Here is a 20179-nt window from a genome sequence, read left to right as displayed (position 1 = left end):
AGTCTGCCGGGGCAGTTTATGGCGCCCATAGTAATGGTCATGCACCAGGAAAGAGCAGCTTTTCGCATGAAATAAACTTATCAAAACGGATAGAAAAAATTATAGCGCAGCGCGCCAGTAACCTGACGGGCCGGAGAGAGGAAAAAACGAGAAAGGTCTCAGAATGCGATCTGAGCACTCAGTGATCGGATAATTCCCGCGGTCATGCCCCACACCAGATAATCCTGATAGCGCGACAGCCAGACCGGATGGCGAACGCCAGCCCGATGCACTTCCAGCGCACTGTAGCGGCTGAGCTGCAAAGCCTCGGCCAGCGGCATCTCAAAGGCGCTGCTCACCTCATCCGGATTAATCGTTAACCGCAGATCGGCAGGAATGATCCCCAGTACCGGCGTCACCTGAAAACCGGTGCTGCTGGTCACGGCGGGCAGTGCGCCTAATACCTCGACCTGATGCGGCTCAATGCCAACCTCTTCCTGTGTTTCACGCAGTGCTGTGGCGATGAGCGATGCGTCAGTGTCATCCTGCATCCCGCCGGGAAAGGCGACCTGTCCGGCATGTTTGCGCAGGGCATGTGAGCGCTGCGTCAGCAACAGGCCGGGTTCAGGCCGTGCCACAATCGGCACCAGCACCGCCGCATGGCGCCCGGATAGCAATTGTGTGCTGCGGGCAGGCTGCTGCAACAGAAAACGGCTGCGAAAATCATCAAGCGTCAGGGCCAACTGAACCTCCGGTTTGTTCCAGTGCCGGTAAGATCCGGCTGACTTTGTCGAGTGTTTCCTGATACTCCGCTTCGGAATCGCTGTCTGCAACAAGCCCGCCGCCCGCCGCACAGTAGAGCTGCTGACCTTCAGCAATCAGCGTGCGAATGGTGATGCTGGTATCCATCCGGCCACACAGGCTGAGATAACCGATGCTGCCGCACCAGGCATTGCGCCGCTGCGGCTCCAGTTCATCAATAATCTCCATCGCCCGAATCTTGGGCGCACCGGTAATCGAGCCGCCCGGAAAACAGGCGCGCAGCAGATCGGTGGCCTGCAGGGTGTCAGGTAGCTGCGCCCGCACCGTGCTCACCAGGTGGTGCACGGCGGGGAAGGGTTCAACCACAAACAGTTGCGGCACCGTGACCGAGCCGGGTAGCGCCACGCGGCCAATATCGTTGCGCAGCAAATCGACAATCATCAGGTTTTCGGCCCGATCTTTTTCCGCATGGCGCAGCGACTCAGCCTGTTGAGCATCAGCAATCGGATCGTCACAGCGTGGCCGGGTACCTTTGATCGGTCGGGTTTCGATCTGTTTATTATTTAGCGACAGAAAGCGCTCCGGCGACAGGCTCAGGATTGCGCTCTCCGGCAGACGCAGAAAAGCGCTGAACGGCGCGCGGTTAGCCGCATTGAGTATACTGAATGCCTGCCACTCATCACCCTGGTAACTGGCCTGAAAGCGCTGCGCCAGATTAACCTGATAACAGTCACCCGCCTGAATATAGGCCTGAACCGCCGCAAAACGCGCAGCGTAATCTGCATAGCTCAGGTTGGAGCGCCAGCGGCTGGTCAGTGAAAAGGGCAGGGCCTCGCGCGCGGGCCATTGCGCCAGCCAGGCGGCGCGTTCTTCCGCGTTCTTTAACGCCACCAGCGTCAGGGTCTGCTGATGATGATCGGCAATCAATGCCCAGTCATAGATACCCACCGCCATGTCAGGCGTGGTGAGATCGGCTGCGGCCTGCTGAGGCAGGGACTCAAACCGGCGGCCCAGATCATAACCAAACAGGCCCAGCGCACCGCCCTGAAACGGCAGGGCATCGCTGGCAGCCGGCGTCACGCCCAGCGCATCACACTGCTGCTGCACCAGCAGCAGGGGATCGGCGGTTGATTCGGTCGTGCCGGTCGGGTCGCTGAGCGTAGTCATCGCACCGCGGGTCACCAGGGTGGCGCGGGGATCGGCGGTCAGAATATCAAAGCGGTTGTCACTGTGGTTCGCCTGCGCGGAGGAAAGCAGCATCGCCCAGGGCAGATGGGCAATCGGGGCAAAACGCTGAGTCAGCGCATCCGGGGTATAATCAAGACTGAGGGTTTCAACAATCATCGGGCAGAGAAATCAGAGAGCAAAGAGGCGGTCAGACTGCCATATTTTTTCCTGACTGGCACCTGTTAGTTCCGCGTGGGATACTGTCTGCCCCAACGCAGGAGTGAAACATGTTTATAGGAATACCGGCTCTCTCTCATGAGCAGCAGCAGCAGGCCGTCGAACGTATTCAGGAATTGATGGCGGGAGGTTTGTCGAGCGGTGAAGCGATCACCCAGGTGGCGCAGGAGATCCGACAAAATTTCAAGGGCGAACGGATTCGGGCGCTATTCGAAGACGAAGATGAAGAAAACGAAGAGGAATAACGCCCGGCGTTTTAACGTGCAGCGATAATTTTAATTTCGATTTTGTACTTCGGATTCAACAGACCGGCCTGTACCGTGCAGCGCACCGGCGCATTACCTGGGGAGACCCATGCGTCCCATGCGCGGTTCATCGCAGGGAAATCGGCCTTATCCACCAGAAACAGTGTCGCATCAAGGATTTTGCTTTTATCGCTACCGAGCCGTGTCAGAATCGCATCAATCACTGCCAGCGCATTGGCTGTCTGCGCTTCTGCGTCGGCATCCAGATTCTCAGGCACACTGGTGTAATAGATTGTGTCGTTGTGGATCACGGCTTCGGACATACGGTGTTCCGGGTCAATGCGGGTAATACTCATCGGTTTCTCCCTGGTTAATTGCGCATTAGCCTGGCACACTCCCGACATCGCTGTCACCCCTTACGCTTTACAGGCAGCGCTCAACAATCGCCTGTCTGTCCGCCATCACCTGAGGCGCCATCCGGAAAGTCGTGAAATATTTCACCTCAGCCCCTTTTCGGCGGGGCGACACATCCGCAAAAATCGAATCTTCCCAGGTAAAAACGCTGATCTCGCTGCCGTTGGGCTGGGTGTGGGTGGTGTTATCTCTGGCAATGACGCTGGTGGTGGACCAGCCGCGATAAATACAGTCGCTGAGCTGAGGGACGGTGCGGGTGCTTTGACCCTGAAAAACAGGCTGCTGCAGACGAGCCTGATCAGGCGTGGGTGCCTGGCAGCCGCAGAGCAGCAGCACGCCAGCCAGAGAGCCGATGCGGAAACAGTTCATACATTCCTCCGCCTGAGTCAGGCAGTCGGGTTAAGGCCATCTGTTTTACACCGCCTGAACGGCAATGTTAAACCAGTCTCAGCACGTCAGCCTACGGGTGCCACATCCCAACGGTAAGCTGATTTAATCATTATAATCCGCGCGTTTGTTTACTCGCTGCGTTCCTCTGCATTTGCTAACTGCATCACACTGTCTGCATCATGATCATGAGCCGCGGACGTTGTCACTGTTGCAGCCCTGCTGCACTAAAGCAGCATAAAGCGTCGAAAGAGCGGGAGAAGTGAGGGCACGCGCGGCATAAAAATGTTATAAAACAGCAGATAAATCGCGCTACGGATGAGGATTCAGGCATGGCGAATACGCAGTATCTTTTTTGGGTGATGGTCGGCGCACTGACGCTGCTGTTTATTGTGGTTTCGGCGTTTGTTGGATTGTCCCGTGGCACTAAGCAGGGCTTTATTACCTTCGCTATTCTGTTCATCGTTATGCTGGCGGGCGCGTTGTACGTCCGCTTATAAGCAGGTCGCAAGAGCAGCGTCGCCAATAATCGTGATATCAGGTCACCAGCCAGAAACAGATAAACGCCCTGTACCAGAATGAGCCGTATCTGGCTGAGCGGCCTGCTTTATTTGCCGCTTTTTATCGGCCAGTGTTGAATCAACCCTGCTATTGCTGCTCAAAAAACTCACCATGCAAGGGTAGCGCTTACTGCGAAAATCCACCGTGATATTGATGGTGAGATCCTGCGGCGTCCCATCTGAACGTCGTCTGCGTTATGTTCTTCTCTGGATTACCCGCTAACGGCTCGATATGTCTCCCCGCCAGCACGCCCATCTGTCCAGGCGGCGCATATCTGATAAAAAGTATTCGTCCAGCAGGCATAAATAACGTTATTTTTGCTAGCCGCTGGCCTCTGAAGTGAAAATGTAATAAGCGACATCAGCGGGGGCGATTCCTTCAACACGTTTTTGTGCAATACCCTGTTTTACAGATTCTGGAAAACGCAGGTAAATACGGTTGTCTTCACTGAATAAGGCTTTATCTATCTCTATCCCGTCATCTTTGAAACAGGATGCATAGGTGTCCCTGAATATTTTACTGACATTATCGATATCTCTGCTGAGTAAAATGACTTCATTTTTTTTCAGATAGTTGCTCTGAATGTTTTGACTCGCTGCAGGGTGGATTAAAAACGTTGCGCTGGGTAATGTTTCCCTTTGCGCCCCTGAGCAATAAATCAGGGTAGCCGCCGAACCCGTCATTGCGGCATTGATGGTTTTTATCGGAATCCTTGACCCCCTGACGGCCTGACCGCCCATATAGCCGGCTTCCATGTCGCCGCCAAAGCTGTTTATATAAAGCGATATTTCTTTTACAGCAGGGTAACTTGCATTAATATCATCGATGCCTGCCATCAATTCTGCCACTTTAGTGCCATTAACCTCGCCAATGTAAACGATTTTTGCCGATTTTATCTCTTGCGCTTTCAGGGTGTTATTTATCACCACTGACGTTTTTGCTATGCAGCAAGCGGAAGTGACGCCCAATAACAGAAAAGTGAAATAACGCACCATAAAAACTCCATTTAAGGGTGTGACGCTGTCAGTTTAAGGATCAGTAATGTTTAAAAAGAAAATAGCCCGTTGTAACTTCCAGGGTGATGATATAGAAGATAAGTACGACGAATATCAATAATAAACTCGCTCTGGCGTAGTTTTTCTTTGAACGTTTAGTCCTTCGGTTTAAGGACCAGTAAAGCAGCATGAAAAAATTTAATACGGGTATGCCGGTTAAAATTAATGTGACAATCCAATCCCATAGGGAGACATCATCGACGTGTTGATTATTTTCCACAGTGTTTTTTACGCTATGTGAGTGGTGGAGTAACGACGTTAACTGCTACGACGTGCAGATCATTTCCTGACTGCTGACGAGTTTTTATTGATTCGCTGAGGATAAACGTCAGACCAGTCTGGTTGTTCGCCGGACATAATCGCGCGCCGCTGTGCAGGGCTGATCCCCTGGTTTATATGCGGCATGACAGGTTCACTATGTTGACCAACTGGGTTAAGTTTGACCTCATCGTTGGTAACACAACCGCTCAGCGTCAGAATCACTAAGCTATACCGGGGTAATTTAGGGAACAATGATATTTCTCCTTATTGATTTAATTGTGTCCTGACTGACAGATGGATGCAACAGGGCAGCAACAGCCAGATTACATCCCACTTAACTTATAATATAAAACCCCACTTCATTTACATTAACGGATATCTTTAGCGAGATAGTCTTAAACGGCCTTTTAAAGAGGACGGATGCCGTGAGGCATGGTTTCTATTGTGATGTGACTCATCCGGCGACAAGTTTTTATTGCCTGTGAGAGATAACAGAATTCCTGAATTTTAATTACCTCTCTACCATCTGTTAAGTCAGCGTGGCTGCATCAGAGGAAATATTCAATCCGCTAATGCTCACAGATTGCGTTTAAATTCTGTCTCTTTTATATCAGGAATTTTTTCTTATAACAACATAACGATGTTTAATGCTACTCCTGTTGAGTTTTTATTTAATGTTACCTTTCTTTGTGCATGATTGTGCTTTGAATCGCATCATTAACTTTTCGTGTCCCTATATTATAGGTAGTTAAGTTCCGGCCTTTTATTCATTAAACGAGTAACAGGTTTTTTTGAAAGCACAGTTTTTTCAGCGGCGAATTATCAAACCCGCTATCCGACTGACGTCAATGATAACGCGGCTGGAGGAGGCGAATGGGCATCCGATTAACCGGTACGCTATCAGCACCGGCTGTGACGCAAGGCTGTTTCACGCAGTGGCGAAGCAGAGTCTTCGGCAGCGCCCGCATTTCTGATATCTTTTGCGAGCCTTGCAAAACAGATGGCAGGAGTAAGCTACACTCAAAGGGCATAGCAAAATTGCTATCTGACACCGGAGGAAATTATGTCTGAACGCCCTGATTACGATGAGCCGCTGCCCGATGACGCTGAGATTTATCCTGAAGATGAGGAAGAAGATGAAGAAGAGGAACCATTAGAAAAGGATGTCTAGCGTCACCTGCATAATCTTTTATGACGCGTTATCGCGTTGCACCGCAAAACCGCCTGCGTGCAGTTTTGCGGTTTCTTACGTCGCCTGAATTTAGTGCAAAATTTCCCTCCCGGCTCGTTTCGACTATCAAAATGATAAATACAGGAAAATGAAACTCTTTTATTCAGAGAGATTGATATCAACCCTTTCCTGAAGTGCTTAAAAACGTCACATCGTGATGTTTGTTAATTAAATTAACATTGATTGTAATTATAAACTCTTTATTCGTTCTGATTTTGATTTAACGCATTTTGTCACCTTGCTGATTCAGTAGTCAGCGGAATAGTATCCCTGCCGCAAATAAGCTTATAAAGCAGGGATAAAAATGAAATTACCAAAAATGTTAAGTCTGGTTGTGGCGCTTTCTACCCTCAACGTAGCCGGTGCGGCGGAACCGCACTGGACGTACGAAGGCAAAGCTGGCCCGGAACACTGGAGCGAACTGACCAGCGACTTCCACATCTGCCACGAAGGTAAGTCCCAGTCGCCTATCAATATTAAAGATCCGATTGAGGGACATTTACAGGCACTCGATCTGGCCTACCATACGTCGGCTGAGAAGGTGATCAACAATGGCCACACGATTCAGGTGACCGTTGATGAAGAAGATGATTTTGTACTGGATCGGGAAAAGTTCACGCTGCGTCAGTATCACTTCCATACGCCGAGTGAGAACCAGATCAATGGGCACACCTTTCCCCTTGAAGCCCACTTTGTACACAGCAAAGAGGATGGCGATCTGGCCGTGGTCGCGGTGATGTTTAAGGTCGGTGAAGAGAATCCGGCGCTGGCACCGTTGATCGACGCTATGCCGAAACAGGAAAACCAGCAGGTAACCATTAATCGCCAGGTAAATTTACGCGATCTCTTCCCGGAAGATCTGCACTATTATCGTTTCAGCGGCTCCCTGACGACGCCACCCTGCAGCGAAGGGATTCGCTGGCTGGTGCTGAAACAGCCGGTTTCGCTCTCTCAGGCGCAGCTCGACGCCTTTAAACAGGCGCTGAAAACCACCAATAATCGTCCGTTGCAGCATCTCAATGGGCGCATGATTGTAGAGTAGTCACAGCGATTTCTGCTGCCTTTCGCGGTGCAACTTTTCCATCAGGCATCCCGGTGCTGCGAGCGCTTCTCTTCAGGCGGCCACCTGCCGCCTTTTTCCCCATCTTTCAGACGCGATCCAGAGTCTTTAGCTGCCACGCCCCCAACGGTTGGAAATAGATAAGCTATTGATAATTATCAATTTTGCTTTGTTGATCCAATACTGACATAATTACAGTGTTTTTGCCGTTCTTAGTGAGGGTATGTGGCAGACGATTTTGCAGTGGATGGCGCGCTGGCGCTGGCGATCGCAGGCTTTAAGCCGCGTGAAGCACAGCGTGAGATGGCGCAGGCGGTATCTGAAGCCGTAAAACAGCAGGGTGAACTGGTGGTCGAGGCCGGTACCGGCACCGGAAAAACCTATGCCTACCTGGCTCCCGCTCTGCGGGCCGGTAAAAAAGTAATTGTCTCCACCGGATCCAAGGCGCTGCAGGATCAGCTCTATGGCCGCGATCTGCCTACGATGATCAAGGCGCTGGATTTCAAAGGTAAAACGGCTTTGCTGAAAGGACGCTCCAACTACCTTTGCCTGGAACGCATGGAACAGCAATCGATGGCGGGCGGCGATCTCACCGCGCAGGGGCTGACCGATCTGGTGACGCTGCGCAGCTGGTCATCGCAGACGGAAGATGGCGACATCAGCAGCTGTGCGGGCGTGACCGAAGACAGCCCGGTCTGGCCGCTGGTCACCAGCACCAACGATAACTGCCTCGGCACTGACTGCCCGCGCTATAAAGAGTGCTTTGTGGTCAAAGCGCGTAAGCGCGCGATGGACGCCGATGTGGTGGTCGTGAACCACCATCTCTTTCTTGCCGATCTGGTGGTGAAAGAGGGCGGCTTTGGCGAACTTATTCCCGAAGCTGATGTGATGATCTTCGATGAAGCCCATCAGCTGCCCGATATCGCCAGTCAGTATTTTGGTCAGCAGCTCTCCAGCCGCCAGTTACTCGATCTCGCCAAAGATATTATTACCGCCTACCGCACCGAGGTGCGTGATGCTCAGCAGCTGCAGAAATCCGCTGACCGCCTGGCGCAGTGCGCGCAGGATTTTCGCCTGTCATTAGGCGATCCCGGCTATCGCGGTAACCTGCGTGAACTGCTGAGCGATAACAACATCCTGCGGATGTTTACGCTGCTGGATGATGCGCTTGAGCTCTGTTACGACGTTATCAAACTCTCACTGGGCCGTTCAGCCCTGCTGGATGCCGCCTTCGAGCGAGCCGCGCTCTACCGTGGCCGGTTAAAACGGCTGCGGGCGATTAACGAGCCGGGCTACAGCTACTGGTATGAATGTACCTCACGTCACTTTATCCTGGCGCTGACGCCGCTCTCGGTGGCAGAACGCTTCCGTGAAGTAATGGATAATCGTAAGGCTGCCTGGATCTTCACCTCAGCCACCCTGGCGGTGGATGAGAAAATGGCACACTTCGCCGAACGGCTGGGTGTGAATGCAGCAAAAAGCCTGATTCTGAACAGCCCGTTCGATTTTGCGAAGCAGGCGCTGCTCTGCGTTCCGCGCAATCTGCCGGAGCCTAACCGTCCGGGTGGTGCACGCCAGCTGGCCGCAATGATGAAGCCGCTGATTGATGCCAATAAAGGCCGCTGTTTCTTTCTCTGCACGTCGCACCTGATGATGCGTGAGCTGGCCGCAGAATTTCGCGCCTCAATGACGCTGCCCGTGCTGGTGCAGGGTGAAACCAGCAAGGGTCAGTTGCTGAAACAGTTCATCGATAAGGGCAATGCCCTGCTGGTGGCGACCAGCAGTTTCTGGGAAGGCGTGGATGTGCGGGGTGATGCGCTGTCGCTGGTGATCATCGATAAACTGCCGTTCACCTCACCGGAAGATCCGCTGTTGAAAGCCAGAATGGAAGATTGCCGGATTCGTGGCGGCGATCCCTTTACGGATGTGCAGCTGCCGGATGCGGTGATCACCCTGAAGCAGGGCGTGGGACGTTTAATCCGCGATACCGACGATCGTGGCGTACTGGTGATTTGCGATCAGCGTCTGGTTTCTCGTCCTTATGGCGCGCTGTTTCTCAATAGCCTGCCACCGACGCCGCGCACCCGGGACATTGCCCGCGCCATCGCCTTTATCCGCCAGCAACCCGAACCAGACGCGTAATTTTATGCTAAGATGCGCGCCGTTTTCTTTCTTCTGAGGTAGTCATGTCAGCCCGAATTTTAGCGCTGGATACGGCGACAGAAGCCTGTTCAGCCGCCTTGCTGAATCAGCAACAGATTGATGCCCGATTCGAAATTGCCCCGCGCGATCACACCCAGCGTATTTTACCGCTGATCGAAGAGCTACTGCTGGCACAGCAGCTGGAACTGACCGACCTGGACGCGCTCGCCTTTGGTCGCGGCCCTGGCAGTTTTACCGGCGTGCGGATTGGCATTGGTATTGCGCAGGGACTGGCACTGGGCGCTTCACTGCCGATGATCGCGGTCTCCACGCTTGCCACGCTGGCGGAAGGCGCGTGGCGTCTGCACGGTGCTACCCGCGTATTAACCGCTATTGATGCGCGGATGGGCGAGGTCTACTGGGCCGAATATCAGCGTGATGAACAGGGTGCCTGGCAGGGTGAGGCCAGCGAAAGCGTGCTGTCGCCCGAAGCGGCACTGGCTCGGATGCAGGCGCTTTCTGGCGAATGGATGACCGCAGGCACCGGCTGGCAGGCTTATCCTGCCCTGCAGCAGGGACACGAACTTACCCTGAACGCAAGTGACGTTACGCTGCCCGCTGCAGAAGATATGCTGCCGCTGGCGACCCTTGCGCTGGCGCAGGGGAAGACGCTGCTGCCGGAAATAGCGGAGCCCACTTATCTGCGTAATGAAGTCGCCTGGAAAAAATTACCTGGCCGGTAAAATGCACGCAACTTATTGTTATGCGTCCAGTCTAACTCTTTACCTAACGGGAGAACGTCTATGTCGTCAATGTGTGGTAAAGGGCTTTCAGGTCTGCTGCTGACCTGTGTACTGGCGTTAACCGGTTGTGTCTCAATTCCTGACACGCTGCAGGGCAGCTCACCTCAGCCGCAGCAGGATCTGTTGCGGGTCATGAGCAATCCTTCGCTCTTTGTCGGGCAGGAATCTCGCTTTGGCGGCAAGGTAGTGAATGTCACTAACCTGAACGGCAAAACCCGGCTTGAGATTGCTGCGCAGCCGCTGGATGATAGCGCCAGACCGCGTCTGGGTGCGGCCTCGGTCGGTCGGATTTATGCCGATATCCGCGGTTTCGTTGATCCGGTGGATGTCAGAAATCAGTATGTGACGGTGCTGGGTACCCTTAAGGGGACAGAGCAGGGCAAAATTGGTGAAGCGGATTATAAATTTGCGGTCATCGATGTGCGCGGTTATCAGCGCTGGCGACTTACCCAGCAGGTGACAGCTCCACCTCAGCCGATGGATCCCTGGATCTGGTATGGTCCGACCCGCCATCGCGGTGGATACTGGGGCCCGAATCCCTACTGGGGAATGATGAACAGTGGGCCGGCAGAGGTGCAGACCATTCTGACTGAGTAAGTGCAAAAAACATTTAAGTATCAGCCCGGTCGCGGTGCTCGCTGCCGGGCTTTTTATTTGCCTGTTTTATCAGCACGAAATTTAGTGATGCACTTCGCAACCTCAACATGCCAAAACAGGCAAACTGGTACAATCAGTTAAAATATTGTTAACAAACCAGATTGGCTGAGGCAGCGATGGAAATACAACAAAATTATCGGGGTGGATCCTTGAATAAGGTTTGGCTGAAACGCTACCCGGCAGATGTGCCTGCCGAAATAAGTGCAGATCGTTACACCTCGCTGGTGGATCTGTTTGAGCAGGCCGCAAAACGCTACGCCGATCAACCCGCGTTCCTGAACATGGGTCAGAAGATGAGTTATCGTCAGCTGGAAGAGAAGAGCCGCGCTTTTGCCGCCTATCTTCAGCAACAGCTGGGCCTGAAAGCGGGTGACCGGGTGGCACTGATGATGCCGAATTTACTGCAGTATCCGGTGGCCCTGTTTGGTGTGCTGCGTGCAGGTATGGTCGTGGTCAATGTGAATCCGCTCTATACGCCGCGCGAGCTGCAGCATCAGCTCAATGACAGTGGGGCCAGTGCGATTGTCATTGTCTCGAATTTTGCGCACACGCTGGAAAAAGTGGTGGCGAAAACTGCTGTGCGGCACGTCATCCTGACCCGGATGGGCGATCAGCTGGCGCCGATAAAAGCGACACTGGTTAACTTTGTCGTTAAGTATGTGAAGAAGCTGGTGCCCAAATACCATCTGCCGGGGGCAATCTCATTTCGCCACGTACTGGAAGTCGGCGAAACGCTCAATTATCAACGCCCGACGGTCTCCAATGACGATCTCGCCTTCCTGCAATACACCGGGGGCACCACTGGCGTGGCCAAAGGGGCGATGCTGACCCATCGCAACATGCAGGCGAATCTTGAGCAGACCCGCGCGACCTACGGCAAGCTGCTGCGTGACGGTAAAGAGTGTGTCGTCACCGCGCTGCCGCTTTATCACATCTTCGCCTTAACGGTGAATGGCCTGCTGTTCCTGGAGCTGGGCGGTCAGAATCTGTTGATCACCAATCCGCGCGATATTCCCGGTTTTGTTAAAGAGCTGGGGAAATTTCCGTTTACCGCCATTACCGGCGTGAACACGCTGTTTAATGCGCTACTCAACGATGAGCAGTTTAATAAACTCGATTTTTCAACGCTGCGTCTTTCCGCCGGTGGCGGAATGGCGGTGCAGAAAGTGGTGGCTGAGCGCTGGGAAAAACTGACCGGACACTATCTGCTGGAAGGCTATGGCCTGACAGAGTGTTCTCCGCTGGTGTCGGTCAATCCCTATGACATCAGCTGTCATACCGGCAGTATCGGTCTGCCGGTGCCCTCGACCGATGTGCTGATTCTGGATGACGACGGCAATGAAGTTGCTCCGGGTGAACCGGGCGAACTTTGCATCAGCGGCCCGCAGGTGATGCTGGGCTACTGGCAGCATCCGGAAGCGACAGCGGAAGTGCTGAAAAATGGCTGGCTCCACAGCGGTGATATTGTTACCGTTGACCAGGAAGGCTTTATTCGCATCGTTGACCGCAAAAAAGATATGATTCTGGTATCAGGTTTTAATGTCTATCCGAATGAAATCGAAGACGTGCTGATGCAGCATCCTAAAGTGCGTGAAGCCGCGGCTATCGGTGTCCCCAGCGATCTTTCTGGCGAAGCGGTAAAAGTCTGCATCGTGAAAAAAGATGCGTCGCTGACCAAAGAAGAGGTGCTCGATCACTGTCGCCGTCAGCTGACCGGTTACAAGGTGCCGAAAATCATTGAGTTTCGTGATGAGTTGCCTAAAACCAACGTCGGCAAGATCCTGCGGCGTGAGCTGCGCGACGAGGCGAAACCCGGCGCGAGCTGAATCCGGGCAGAAATTGAGGTTGAACGCCGGCATGTCCGGCGTTTTTATTGTTTTTAACATGGAGCGCCGCGCGTTGTTGGCTGCGGTGGAAATCAGACGTGAACTATTCCCTTATCGACCAGGATGATCAACTGGCAGACGTGTGTCAGAAAGCGCGCCAGCACGCGGCGGTGGCCCTGGATACCGAATTTGTCCGCACCCGCACTTACTACCCTCAGCTTGGCCTGATCCAGCTGTTCGACGATCAGCAACTGGTGCTGATTGACCCGCTGAATATCCGTGACTGGTCACCCTTTATTGCCTTGCTGACCGACACCAGCGTCACCAAATTCCTGCATGCCGGGGGTGAAGATCTGGAAGTCTTCCTGCACCGTTTCGGCGTGCTGCCGACGCCCATGATCGATACCCAGATTCTGGCGGCATTCTCAGGCCAGCCGCTCTCCTGGGGTTTTGCCTCAATGGTGGCGCATTTCACTCAGGTCGAACTCGATAAAAGTGAATCACGCACGGACTGGCTGGCACGCCCTCTGACCCAGCGTCAGTGCGAGTATGCGGCGGCGGACGTTCACTATCTGTTGCCAATTGCGCGTCAGCTGATGATCAATACGGAAGAGGCCGGCAATATGGCGGCGGCCCTCAGTGAGTGCGATAACCTGTGTCAGCGTCGTCTGGATAGCCTGTCGCCGGAAGAAGCCTGGCGGGATATTACCAATGCCTGGCAGTTGCGCCCGCGTCAGCTGGCGGCGTTGCAGCGGCTGGCGGCCTGGCGTCTGAAGCTGGCGCGTGAAAAAGATATGGCCGTTAACTTTGTGGTGCGCGAAGAGCACCTGTGGAAAGTGGCGCGCTTTATGCCCGGCTCGCTGGGCGAGCTGGATCATCTGGGGCTGTCAGGCCACGAAATTCGTTTCCACGGCAAAGCGCTGGTGGCGCTGGTGGCAGAAGCTGAGGCGCTGGATGAGAGCGAACTGCCGGCTCCGCTGGGCAATCTAATTGACCATCCGCACTACAAGCCAGTGTTTAAAGCGATGAAAGCGCTGGTGCAGCAGGTGAGTGAGCAGAGTGGATTCAGTCAGGAGCTGCTGGCGTCACGACGTCAGATTAATCAGGTATTAAGTCAGCACTGGGGCCTGAAGCCACAGGGACGTCAGCCGGAGTTACTCACCGGATGGCGGGGCGAACTGCTGAAACCCGGCATTGAGGAGATTCTGGCGGGTTGTTAACCGGTTAAATTTCCCCTGCCAGAGCGCAGGGGAAATTCAGCAAACGGTCAGCGTCATTTAGTCACTTCATCCGTTTCCGGCAGCGTCACGTTCAGCTCCAGAATCGAGATATCATCACCTTTCTGGTCGAGCTGAACCGTTACCATTTCTGGATCGATCTTCACATATCTGCAAATCACTTCCAGAATGTCGCGCTTAAGTTGCGGAAGATAGTGGGGCTCACTGTCGCCCCTTCTCCGTTCTGCCACGATAATCTGCAGCCTTTCCTTGGCTATGTTGGCAGTGTTCTTCTTCCGGGATAAAAAGAAATCAAGTAATGCCATGGTTTATCCCCCGAACAGGCGTTTCAGGAAACCCTTCTTCTCTTCTTCGATAAAGCGGAAGGGGCGTACTTCACCGAGCAACCGTTCAACGGTATCGGCATAGGCTTTGCCAGCATCAGATTCGCCGTCAAGAATCACCGGTTCGCCCTGGTTAGAGGCACGTAACACCGATTGATCTTCAGGGATCACGCCGACCAGAGGAATGCGCAGGATCTCCAGCACATCTTCCATGCTCAGCATATCGCCACGGTTCACCCGGCCAGGGTTATAGCGGGTCAGCAGCAGATGCTCCTTCACCGGGTCCTGACTGTTTTCAGCGCGACGGGATTTCGATGAGATGATGCCGAGAATGCGGTCGGAGTCGCGGACAGAAGAGACTTCCGGGTTGGTGGTAATAATGGCTTCATCGGCAAAGTAGAGCGCCATCAGTGCGCCCGTTTCAATCCCTGCCGGTGAGTCACAGACGATGAAATCGAACTCCATCTTAGCCAAATCGTTCAGAACTTTTTCAACACCCTCACGGGTCAGCGCATCTTTATCACGGGTCTGCGACGCAGGCAGAATGTAGAGCTGCTCCGTGCGTTTGTCGCGAATCAGCGCCTGGTTCAGTGTGGCATCGCCCTGGATTACATTAACGAAGTCGTAGACCACACGGCGCTCACAGCCCATGATCAAATCCAGGTTACGCAGACCGATATCAAAATCGATCACAACTGTCTTTTTGCCTTTCTGCGCTAAACCGGTGGCGATGGCCGCGCTTGACGTGGTCTTACCAACGCCCCCTTTACCGGATGTAACTACAATAATGCGTGCCATAAATGTTGATTTCCTTAACAAAAGAAAAGGGGCCTAATTAAGTGTCTGGATAGTCAGCGCGCCATCCTGCAGGCACAGGCGCGCAGCTTTACCAAAAAATTCTTGCGGGATCTGATCCATGATCCAGTACTCTCCGGCAATCGAGACCAGCTCGGCAGCCAGGTTGGTACAAAAAATCTGGCAGTTGCGGTCACCGCTGGCACCCGCCAGGGCGCGACCGCGCATCATGCCGTAAATGTGAATATTGCCATCGGCGACCAGTTCAGCGCCGGCGCTGACGCTGCTGGTGATGATCAAATCGGCATCACGCGCATAAATCTGCTGGCCCGAGCGCACCGGGGTGTTCACGATGCGGGTTTTCGTTGCTACCGTTTCGGTTACAGCCGGCAGAGGTTCAGGTATCGGCTGCGGCGCGGCGGCTTGCGGTCTGGCCTCTTTACCTTCTGCCAGCACGGGCAGGCCGGCACGGGCGATCATACGTTTCAGCGCTTCGTCTTTGCAGCCGCTTACGCCGACAATGCGTAAACCGGTGGCGAGAACCGCCTGTTGCAACAGTTTCCAGTTAACATCGGCACTTAATGTCGAGACGTTAAGTACCACCGGCGCGTTTTTCAGGAAATCTGGAGCCTGGTCAATCTTGTCCTGGAGTGCCTTGCGAATCACCGCAGGGTCATGGTGATGCAAATGGACGACAGACAGGGTGAAACTGCTACCTTTGAATTCGATTGGCGTTTGCGACATCTGTCCCGACTCAGTCCTGTTTTCACTACCGAAAGCCTGGCGATGATAAAATCATCGTGGAAGCGCTAACGGTGAATATTCGAAGTTCTGCAAGCATGTTATAGTTACAGCTATATTCAGACAAGCCTCAACGCCGGTTAATTCGAGTAAAAAATATGTTTTGTGTGATCTACAGAAGCCCGTTACGTGACCAGACTTATCTCTATGTTGAAAAAAAGGACGATTTCTCGCGCGTTCCGGAAGAATTGCTGAAAGGCTTTGGCAAGCCGCAGCTGGCGATGGTGCTTAAGCTGGCGGGGCGGGACAGGCTGGCTAATGCGGATATCAATAAAGTTAAGCAGGGATTGAGCGAGCAGGGCTATTATTTACAGCTCCCTCCGCCGATTGAAAGTCTCCTCAACATTCATTTACAGGCCGATAAAAAACTTTAACTCGGATTCTTCTGTAAATATAAATCCTGTCGGTGCGATCCTGGCAGGATAATATTGCCCTGATGCTGCGCAAAATTAACGGTGCAGCTTATCTGTTTCACCCCTTTTTAAATTCCCTGCTCAATTTTTTCTCCTGATTTGTACGATTATTCAGCACTTCAACGCCTGCATTTACGCTTTCTGACAAATTACGCACCCCGGACCGTTAAAAGGATCTTATTATCACGCTATGAGGTTGGCATTTCGATCAACGCATGAGCAAACATCAACCCGCCAGCAGCGCTGGCATCACACCTAACCTGAACAGGGGATGAGCATGTATCAGCATCGTAACTGGCAAGGCGCTCTGTTAGATTTTCCGGTCAGCAAAGTGGTTTGCGTCGGGAGTAATTATGCAAAGCACATTAAAGAGATGGGCAGCGCAACCCCAACCGAACCGGTGATCTTTATCAAGCCGGAAACGGCGCTGTGTGATTTGCGTCAGCCGCTCTCTATTCCCGACGCGTTTGGCGAGGTCCATCATGAAGTTGAACTGGCGGTGCTGATCGGCGCGACACTGAAGCAGGCGACCGATGCACATGTGGCTAAGGCGATTGCAGGTTATGGCGTGGCGCTGGATCTGACACTGCGTGACCTGCAGTCCGGGCTGAAAAAAGCGGGCCAGCCGTGGGAAAAATCCAAAGGCTTTGATAACGCCTGTCCTGTCTCCGGTTTTATCCCGGTGACGGAATTCAGTGGCGATCCACAGAACGTCGAGCTTAAATTGCTGGTGAACGGTGAAGTGCGTCAGCACGGCAATACCGAAGACATGATTCATAAAATCCTGCCGCTGATTGCCCATATGAGCCACTACTTCACCCTGCGTGCAGGCGATGTGATTCTGACCGGTACGCCAGAAGGGGTAGGCCCAATGCGCTCGGGTGATCAGCTGGAAGTTTCACTGGCGGGTCATGGCATCAGCACGCGCGTACTCTAAAAACTTGCATCACCGCCGCATAGGCTTTATAAGGTGCGGTTTAGGCACAATCCGGACAAATCATCATGACTGACACCCCTTTCTGGCAACAAAAACGCCTGGCACAAATGAGCGATGAGGAATGGGAATCCTTGTGTGATGGTTGTGGACAGTGTTGCCTGAACAAATTGCAGGACGCCGACACCGATGAGATCTACTTCACCAATGTCGCCTGTGATCAGCTCAATATTAAAACCTGCCAGTGCCGTAACTATGAGCGCCGCTTCGAGCTTGAAGAGGATTGCATCAAGTTAACGCGCGAAAATCTGACGACCTTCAACTGGCTGCCGCGCACCTGCGCCTACCGGCTGCTGGGTGAGGGCAAAGATTTACCCGTATGGCATCCGCTGCGGGCCGGTTCGAAAACAGCGATGCATGCGCAGCGTATTTCGGTGCGTTATATTGCGGTGCGTGAGAGTGAAGTGCGGGACTGGGAAGATCACATCATTGATCGCCCCGATCGCAACGGCTGAGTGCCGCGCTATCAATCGGAACAGAAAAAAGGCTGCCAGTGGCATAATGCTGGTCAGTTAAGATTAGATTTGTAAAGGCTGTCACGGTCAAACGTGGCAGCTTATTTTCCGGGCGAGCAAGCCGCAGCGCGTGCCTGCGCACCTCTGCTGCTGCCGGGCCGTCCTCGCGCCGCTCACGCGGTACCTTCGGCTTTGACGTCGTGCCGACGAACCGTTCGGGGATCGGCCCTCCCTGGCCGGCCCCGAACTGTCCACGCTTCCCGGCGTGGACTTCTGGCCCACCGTCACGCCTCAGCGCTGCGGATAGCCCTTTCAGCAGCAGAGGCGCTCAGGCCTCCACTCTCGTGCCCTTTTTAACAATACACACTGAAGTTTCAGAGCAGGCTGGTGCCGGGCAGGGGCAGGCAATCCGCAGCGCTGAACAGAATGAGTCTGCCAGGAGAGCCCGCAGGACGCGGGCGAAAGGCGGGGCGGCACAGGATGTGCCATCCCCGGCGGTCCGTCAGGCAGAGGAATGAAGTGAAGGAACCGCGCAGCGGCGCGAGGACCGCCAGCCCCTGCCCGGCACCAGACTGCGTTATCACCTGTCGCTTAACTGACCAGCATTATGCCAGTGGCAGCCTTTTTTGATCTCAGCGACCAAAGAGATCGCGGCGTTTAGGTTTCAGCGGCTGGGATATCAGCACCAGCGCCGCGACCAGCAGATAACCGGCGAACACCACAATCATCCACTGCGGCATGCTGAGCGTCAGGAAAGTCCAGCTGCGTTCTGCACAGTCACCGCTGGCAAGAAACACCGACGGCAGCCACTTATCCAGCGGTAAGCCGCTGGGGAAGCGGGCAGCAAAATCACAGGTGGTGAAGGGGTTAGGGTGCAGCTGAATCATGGTATGTTCATAAGAGAGACGCAGACCTTCCCAGGCACTGTAGATCCACAACGCCAGCGCCGCCAGACGCAACGGCGATTTTGGCGCAATCGCACCAACCAGACCCGCGCCCAGCACACCAAACAGCGCATTGCGCTCATAAATACACATCACGCAGGGCTTCAGGCCCATTACGTGCTGAAAAAAGAGTGCTGTTAATTCCAGTGCAAGTGCAGTCAGTGCCAGTAGTAACCAGGCTCCGCGACCACGTGAGCATTGATTCAGATATCGCAACATATTGCATTCCCTGTAAACGTTAATGCCACGCAGTGTAAACCAAAAGCGTTTGCAAACCAGCCAGGGACAGGGAAAAATCGTGTGCAAACATGACCTGATTCTGATCCAGAGCAGGTTAAATGAGGATAAGCCAGACCTTATCGGCAGAACGCCGGTCAGTGAAGAGCGGGGAGAGCCGCAGTGGCGACAGAGGCGATCGCATGCGGCAGGAGGCGAAACGGCAGGCGCGGGTTATATGCTGTCAAAGTCCTGCGCTTTCAGGGTGGCTGAACGCTGACACTCAGCGGTGCTGTGGCACGCGCCATTTCAGCGCAGAAAGCCATTCAGCCCGCCCGTGATCCCGAAGCCGCTGATACTGCGGTCAGCCATGCTGAAATATGCGCCTGCACCCGGTTTTAATGGTTACGCAGGCTATATCCGCTATAGGGCGTCTGGTATGATGAGTGCCCATCATGATTAGAAAAGCAACGAGAACACATTGCTATGGTTATAAAGGCTCAGAGTCCAGCGGGATTTGCTGAAGAGTATATTATTGAAAGCATCTGGAACAGTCGCTTTCCGCCAGGGTCGATTCTTCCTGCTGAGCGTGAGCTTTCTGAATTGATTGGGGTGACGCGCACCACCTTGCGTGAAGTGCTGCAGCGCCTGGCGCGCGATGGCTGGCTGACTATTCAGCACGGTAAACCGACGCGGGTGAACGATTTCTGGGAGACGTCCGGCCTGAATATTCTGGAAACGCTGGCCCGTCTCGATCACGACAGCGTTCCGGTGCTGATCGACAACCTGCTGTCGGTACGCAGCAACATTTCATCGATCTTTATCAGCCGGGCGCTGCGCCATCATCCGGACAAAGCGCGCGAAGTGCTGGAAACGGTCAGCGCGGCTGCCGATCAGGCTGATGCCTATACCGAGCTTGACTACCGGGTGTTCCGCGGTCTGGCGTTTGCGTCAGGTAACCCGATTTACGGTCTGATCCTGAATGGCCTGAAAGGGCTCTATACCCGCGTTGGCCGCCACTACTTCTCTAATCCGGAAGCCCGTCAGGTCGCGCGCGATTTCTATCTCAAACTGCTGGAACTGTGCGACAAAGAGCCAGGACAGGATGAGATTGTGGACGTGGTGCGCAACTACGGCCGCCGCAGCGGTGAAATCTGGCACAGTATGCAGAAGAATCTGCCCGACGATCTCGGCAGTAAGCGTTAAAAAAAAA

At 53.8% G+C, this 20179-nt stretch carries 21 protein-coding genes; 12 read left to right on the top strand and 9 right to left on the bottom strand.

Features of this window, described 5'->3' with window-relative positions; genetic code table 11:
- Window positions 1–158 precede the first annotated feature (158 nt).
- Entirely contained in the window at window positions 159–722 is a 564-nt protein-coding gene (locus GVJ63_RS04730; protein WP_159226480.1) for a CoA pyrophosphatase, read from the bottom strand.
- Window positions 706–2085 carry an aminodeoxychorismate synthase component 1 gene (pabB, locus tag GVJ63_RS04725; RefSeq protein WP_159226479.1) on the bottom strand — a complete coding sequence of 460 codons (1380 nt, stop codon included), beginning with the start codon at window positions 2083–2085 and terminating at the stop codon, window positions 706–708. Before pabB ends, GVJ63_RS04730 begins: the two co-directional genes overlap by 17 nt.
- Window positions 2086–2195: 110 nt before the next feature.
- On the opposite strand from pabB, the gene GVJ63_RS04720 reads away from it, so the two are divergent.
- Window positions 2196–2390 (top strand): YoaH family protein, encoded by a 195-nt coding sequence (locus GVJ63_RS04720; RefSeq protein WP_010260545.1) that lies wholly within the window; start codon window positions 2196–2198, stop codon window positions 2388–2390.
- 11 nt (window positions 2391–2401) lie between these two features.
- Here the strand turns inward: GVJ63_RS04720 and GVJ63_RS04715 are convergent, their stop codons facing one another.
- Together GVJ63_RS04715 and GVJ63_RS04710 are read right to left on the bottom strand one after the other, a co-directional pair.
- On the bottom strand, window positions 2402–2746 hold the full coding sequence (locus GVJ63_RS04715; protein WP_003852699.1) for a RidA family protein: 345 nt from the start codon (window positions 2744–2746) through the stop codon (window positions 2402–2404).
- A gap of 67 nt (window positions 2747–2813) precedes the next feature.
- On the bottom strand, window positions 2814–3173 hold the full coding sequence (locus GVJ63_RS04710; RefSeq protein WP_010260549.1) for a hypothetical protein: 360 nt from the start codon (window positions 3171–3173) through the stop codon (window positions 2814–2816).
- A 350-nt stretch (window positions 3174–3523) separates the two neighbouring features.
- On the opposite strand from GVJ63_RS04710, the gene GVJ63_RS22170 reads away from it, so the two are divergent.
- A complete protein-coding gene (locus GVJ63_RS22170; RefSeq protein WP_167432858.1) occupies window positions 3524–3691 on the top strand; it encodes a hypothetical protein in 168 nt (55 codons plus the stop codon).
- A gap of 381 nt (window positions 3692–4072) precedes the next feature.
- Here the strand turns inward: GVJ63_RS22170 and GVJ63_RS04705 are convergent, their stop codons facing one another.
- The gene (locus GVJ63_RS04705) at window positions 4073–4747 is read right to left on the bottom strand and encodes an ATP-dependent Clp protease proteolytic subunit (RefSeq protein ID WP_010670761.1); all 675 of its coding nucleotides are present in this window, start codon (window positions 4745–4747) and stop codon (window positions 4073–4075) included.
- 1856 nt (window positions 4748–6603) lie between these two features.
- Between GVJ63_RS04705 and GVJ63_RS04700 the strand changes: the two genes are divergently transcribed.
- From GVJ63_RS04700 to rnd, 6 genes are all read left to right on the top strand, one after another.
- Window positions 6604–7341 (top strand): carbonic anhydrase, encoded by a 738-nt coding sequence (locus GVJ63_RS04700; protein ID WP_033771955.1) that lies wholly within the window; start codon window positions 6604–6606, stop codon window positions 7339–7341.
- Window positions 7342–7584: 243 nt separating this feature from the next.
- Window positions 7585–9501 carry an ATP-dependent DNA helicase gene (locus GVJ63_RS04695; protein WP_010260556.1) on the top strand — a complete coding sequence of 639 codons (1917 nt, stop codon included), beginning with the start codon at window positions 7585–7587 and terminating at the stop codon, window positions 9499–9501.
- Between the two features lie 44 nt (window positions 9502–9545).
- Window positions 9546–10244, top strand: coding sequence for a tRNA (adenosine(37)-N6)-threonylcarbamoyltransferase complex dimerization subunit type 1 TsaB (gene tsaB / locus GVJ63_RS04690; RefSeq protein ID WP_033779043.1), 699 nt, complete (start codon window positions 9546–9548; stop codon window positions 10242–10244).
- Between the two features lie 60 nt (window positions 10245–10304).
- Window positions 10305–10901: a Slp family lipoprotein gene (locus GVJ63_RS04685; protein ID WP_010260563.1), complete on the top strand. Its 597-nt coding sequence runs from the start codon at window positions 10305–10307 to the stop codon at window positions 10899–10901.
- Window positions 10902–11110: 209 nt separating this feature from the next.
- Window positions 11111–12787 (top strand): long-chain-fatty-acid--CoA ligase FadD, encoded by a 1677-nt coding sequence (gene fadD, locus GVJ63_RS04680; protein ID WP_159226478.1) that lies wholly within the window; start codon window positions 11111–11113, stop codon window positions 12785–12787.
- 98 nt (window positions 12788–12885) lie between these two features.
- Window positions 12886–14007 carry a ribonuclease D gene (gene rnd / locus GVJ63_RS04675; RefSeq protein ID WP_159226477.1) on the top strand — a complete coding sequence of 374 codons (1122 nt, stop codon included), beginning with the start codon at window positions 12886–12888 and terminating at the stop codon, window positions 14005–14007.
- A 53-nt stretch (window positions 14008–14060) separates the two neighbouring features.
- On the opposite strand, the gene minE is transcribed toward rnd, so the two are convergent.
- Genes minE through minC form a run of 3 tightly spaced genes read right to left on the bottom strand, consistent with a single transcriptional unit; the run spans window position 14061 to window position 15887 of the window.
- A complete protein-coding gene (minE, locus tag GVJ63_RS04670) occupies window positions 14061–14330 on the bottom strand; it encodes a cell division topological specificity factor MinE (protein ID WP_008925314.1) in 270 nt (89 codons plus the stop codon).
- A gap of 3 nt (window positions 14331–14333) precedes the next feature.
- Complete coding sequence (minD, locus tag GVJ63_RS04665) at window positions 14334–15146, bottom strand: septum site-determining protein MinD (RefSeq protein WP_010260569.1); 813 nt, start codon at window positions 15144–15146, stop codon at window positions 14334–14336.
- A gap of 33 nt (window positions 15147–15179) precedes the next feature.
- The gene (gene minC, locus GVJ63_RS04660) at window positions 15180–15887 is read right to left on the bottom strand and encodes a septum site-determining protein MinC (protein WP_010260571.1); all 708 of its coding nucleotides are present in this window, start codon (window positions 15885–15887) and stop codon (window positions 15180–15182) included.
- A 155-nt stretch (window positions 15888–16042) separates the two neighbouring features.
- On the opposite strand from minC, the gene GVJ63_RS04655 reads away from it, so the two are divergent.
- The 3 genes from GVJ63_RS04655 (at window position 16043) to GVJ63_RS04645 (ending at window position 17806) form a co-directional block, all read left to right on the top strand.
- Window positions 16043–16318, top strand: a complete 276-nt coding sequence (locus tag GVJ63_RS04655; protein WP_010260572.1) for a YcgL domain-containing protein — start codon at window positions 16043–16045, stop codon at window positions 16316–16318.
- Between the two features lie 316 nt (window positions 16319–16634).
- Window positions 16635–17294: a fumarylacetoacetate hydrolase family protein gene (locus GVJ63_RS04650; protein ID WP_033757876.1), complete on the top strand. Its 660-nt coding sequence runs from the start codon at window positions 16635–16637 to the stop codon at window positions 17292–17294.
- A 65-nt stretch (window positions 17295–17359) separates the two neighbouring features.
- Entirely contained in the window at window positions 17360–17806 is a 447-nt protein-coding gene (locus tag GVJ63_RS04645; RefSeq protein WP_010260578.1) for a YcgN family cysteine cluster protein, read from the top strand.
- Window positions 17807–18438: 632 nt separating this feature from the next.
- On the opposite strand, the gene dsbB is transcribed toward GVJ63_RS04645, so the two are convergent.
- Window positions 18439–18969 carry a disulfide bond formation protein DsbB gene (gene dsbB / locus GVJ63_RS04640; RefSeq protein ID WP_045140298.1) on the bottom strand — a complete coding sequence of 177 codons (531 nt, stop codon included), beginning with the start codon at window positions 18967–18969 and terminating at the stop codon, window positions 18439–18441.
- 483 nt (window positions 18970–19452) lie between these two features.
- On the opposite strand from dsbB, the gene fadR reads away from it, so the two are divergent.
- Window positions 19453–20172, top strand: coding sequence for a fatty acid metabolism transcriptional regulator FadR (gene fadR, locus GVJ63_RS04635; protein ID WP_010670276.1), 720 nt, complete (start codon window positions 19453–19455; stop codon window positions 20170–20172).
- Window positions 20173–20179 lie beyond the last annotated feature (7 nt).

Origin of the sequence: Pantoea sp. 18059, from assembly GCF_902706165.1 — a bacterium.
GTDB classification, from domain to species: Bacteria; Pseudomonadota; Gammaproteobacteria; order Enterobacterales; family Enterobacteriaceae; genus Pantoea; species Pantoea agglomerans.
Note: the sequence above shows the minus strand (reverse complement) of the source record. Positions and strands in the feature narration are given on the sequence as shown.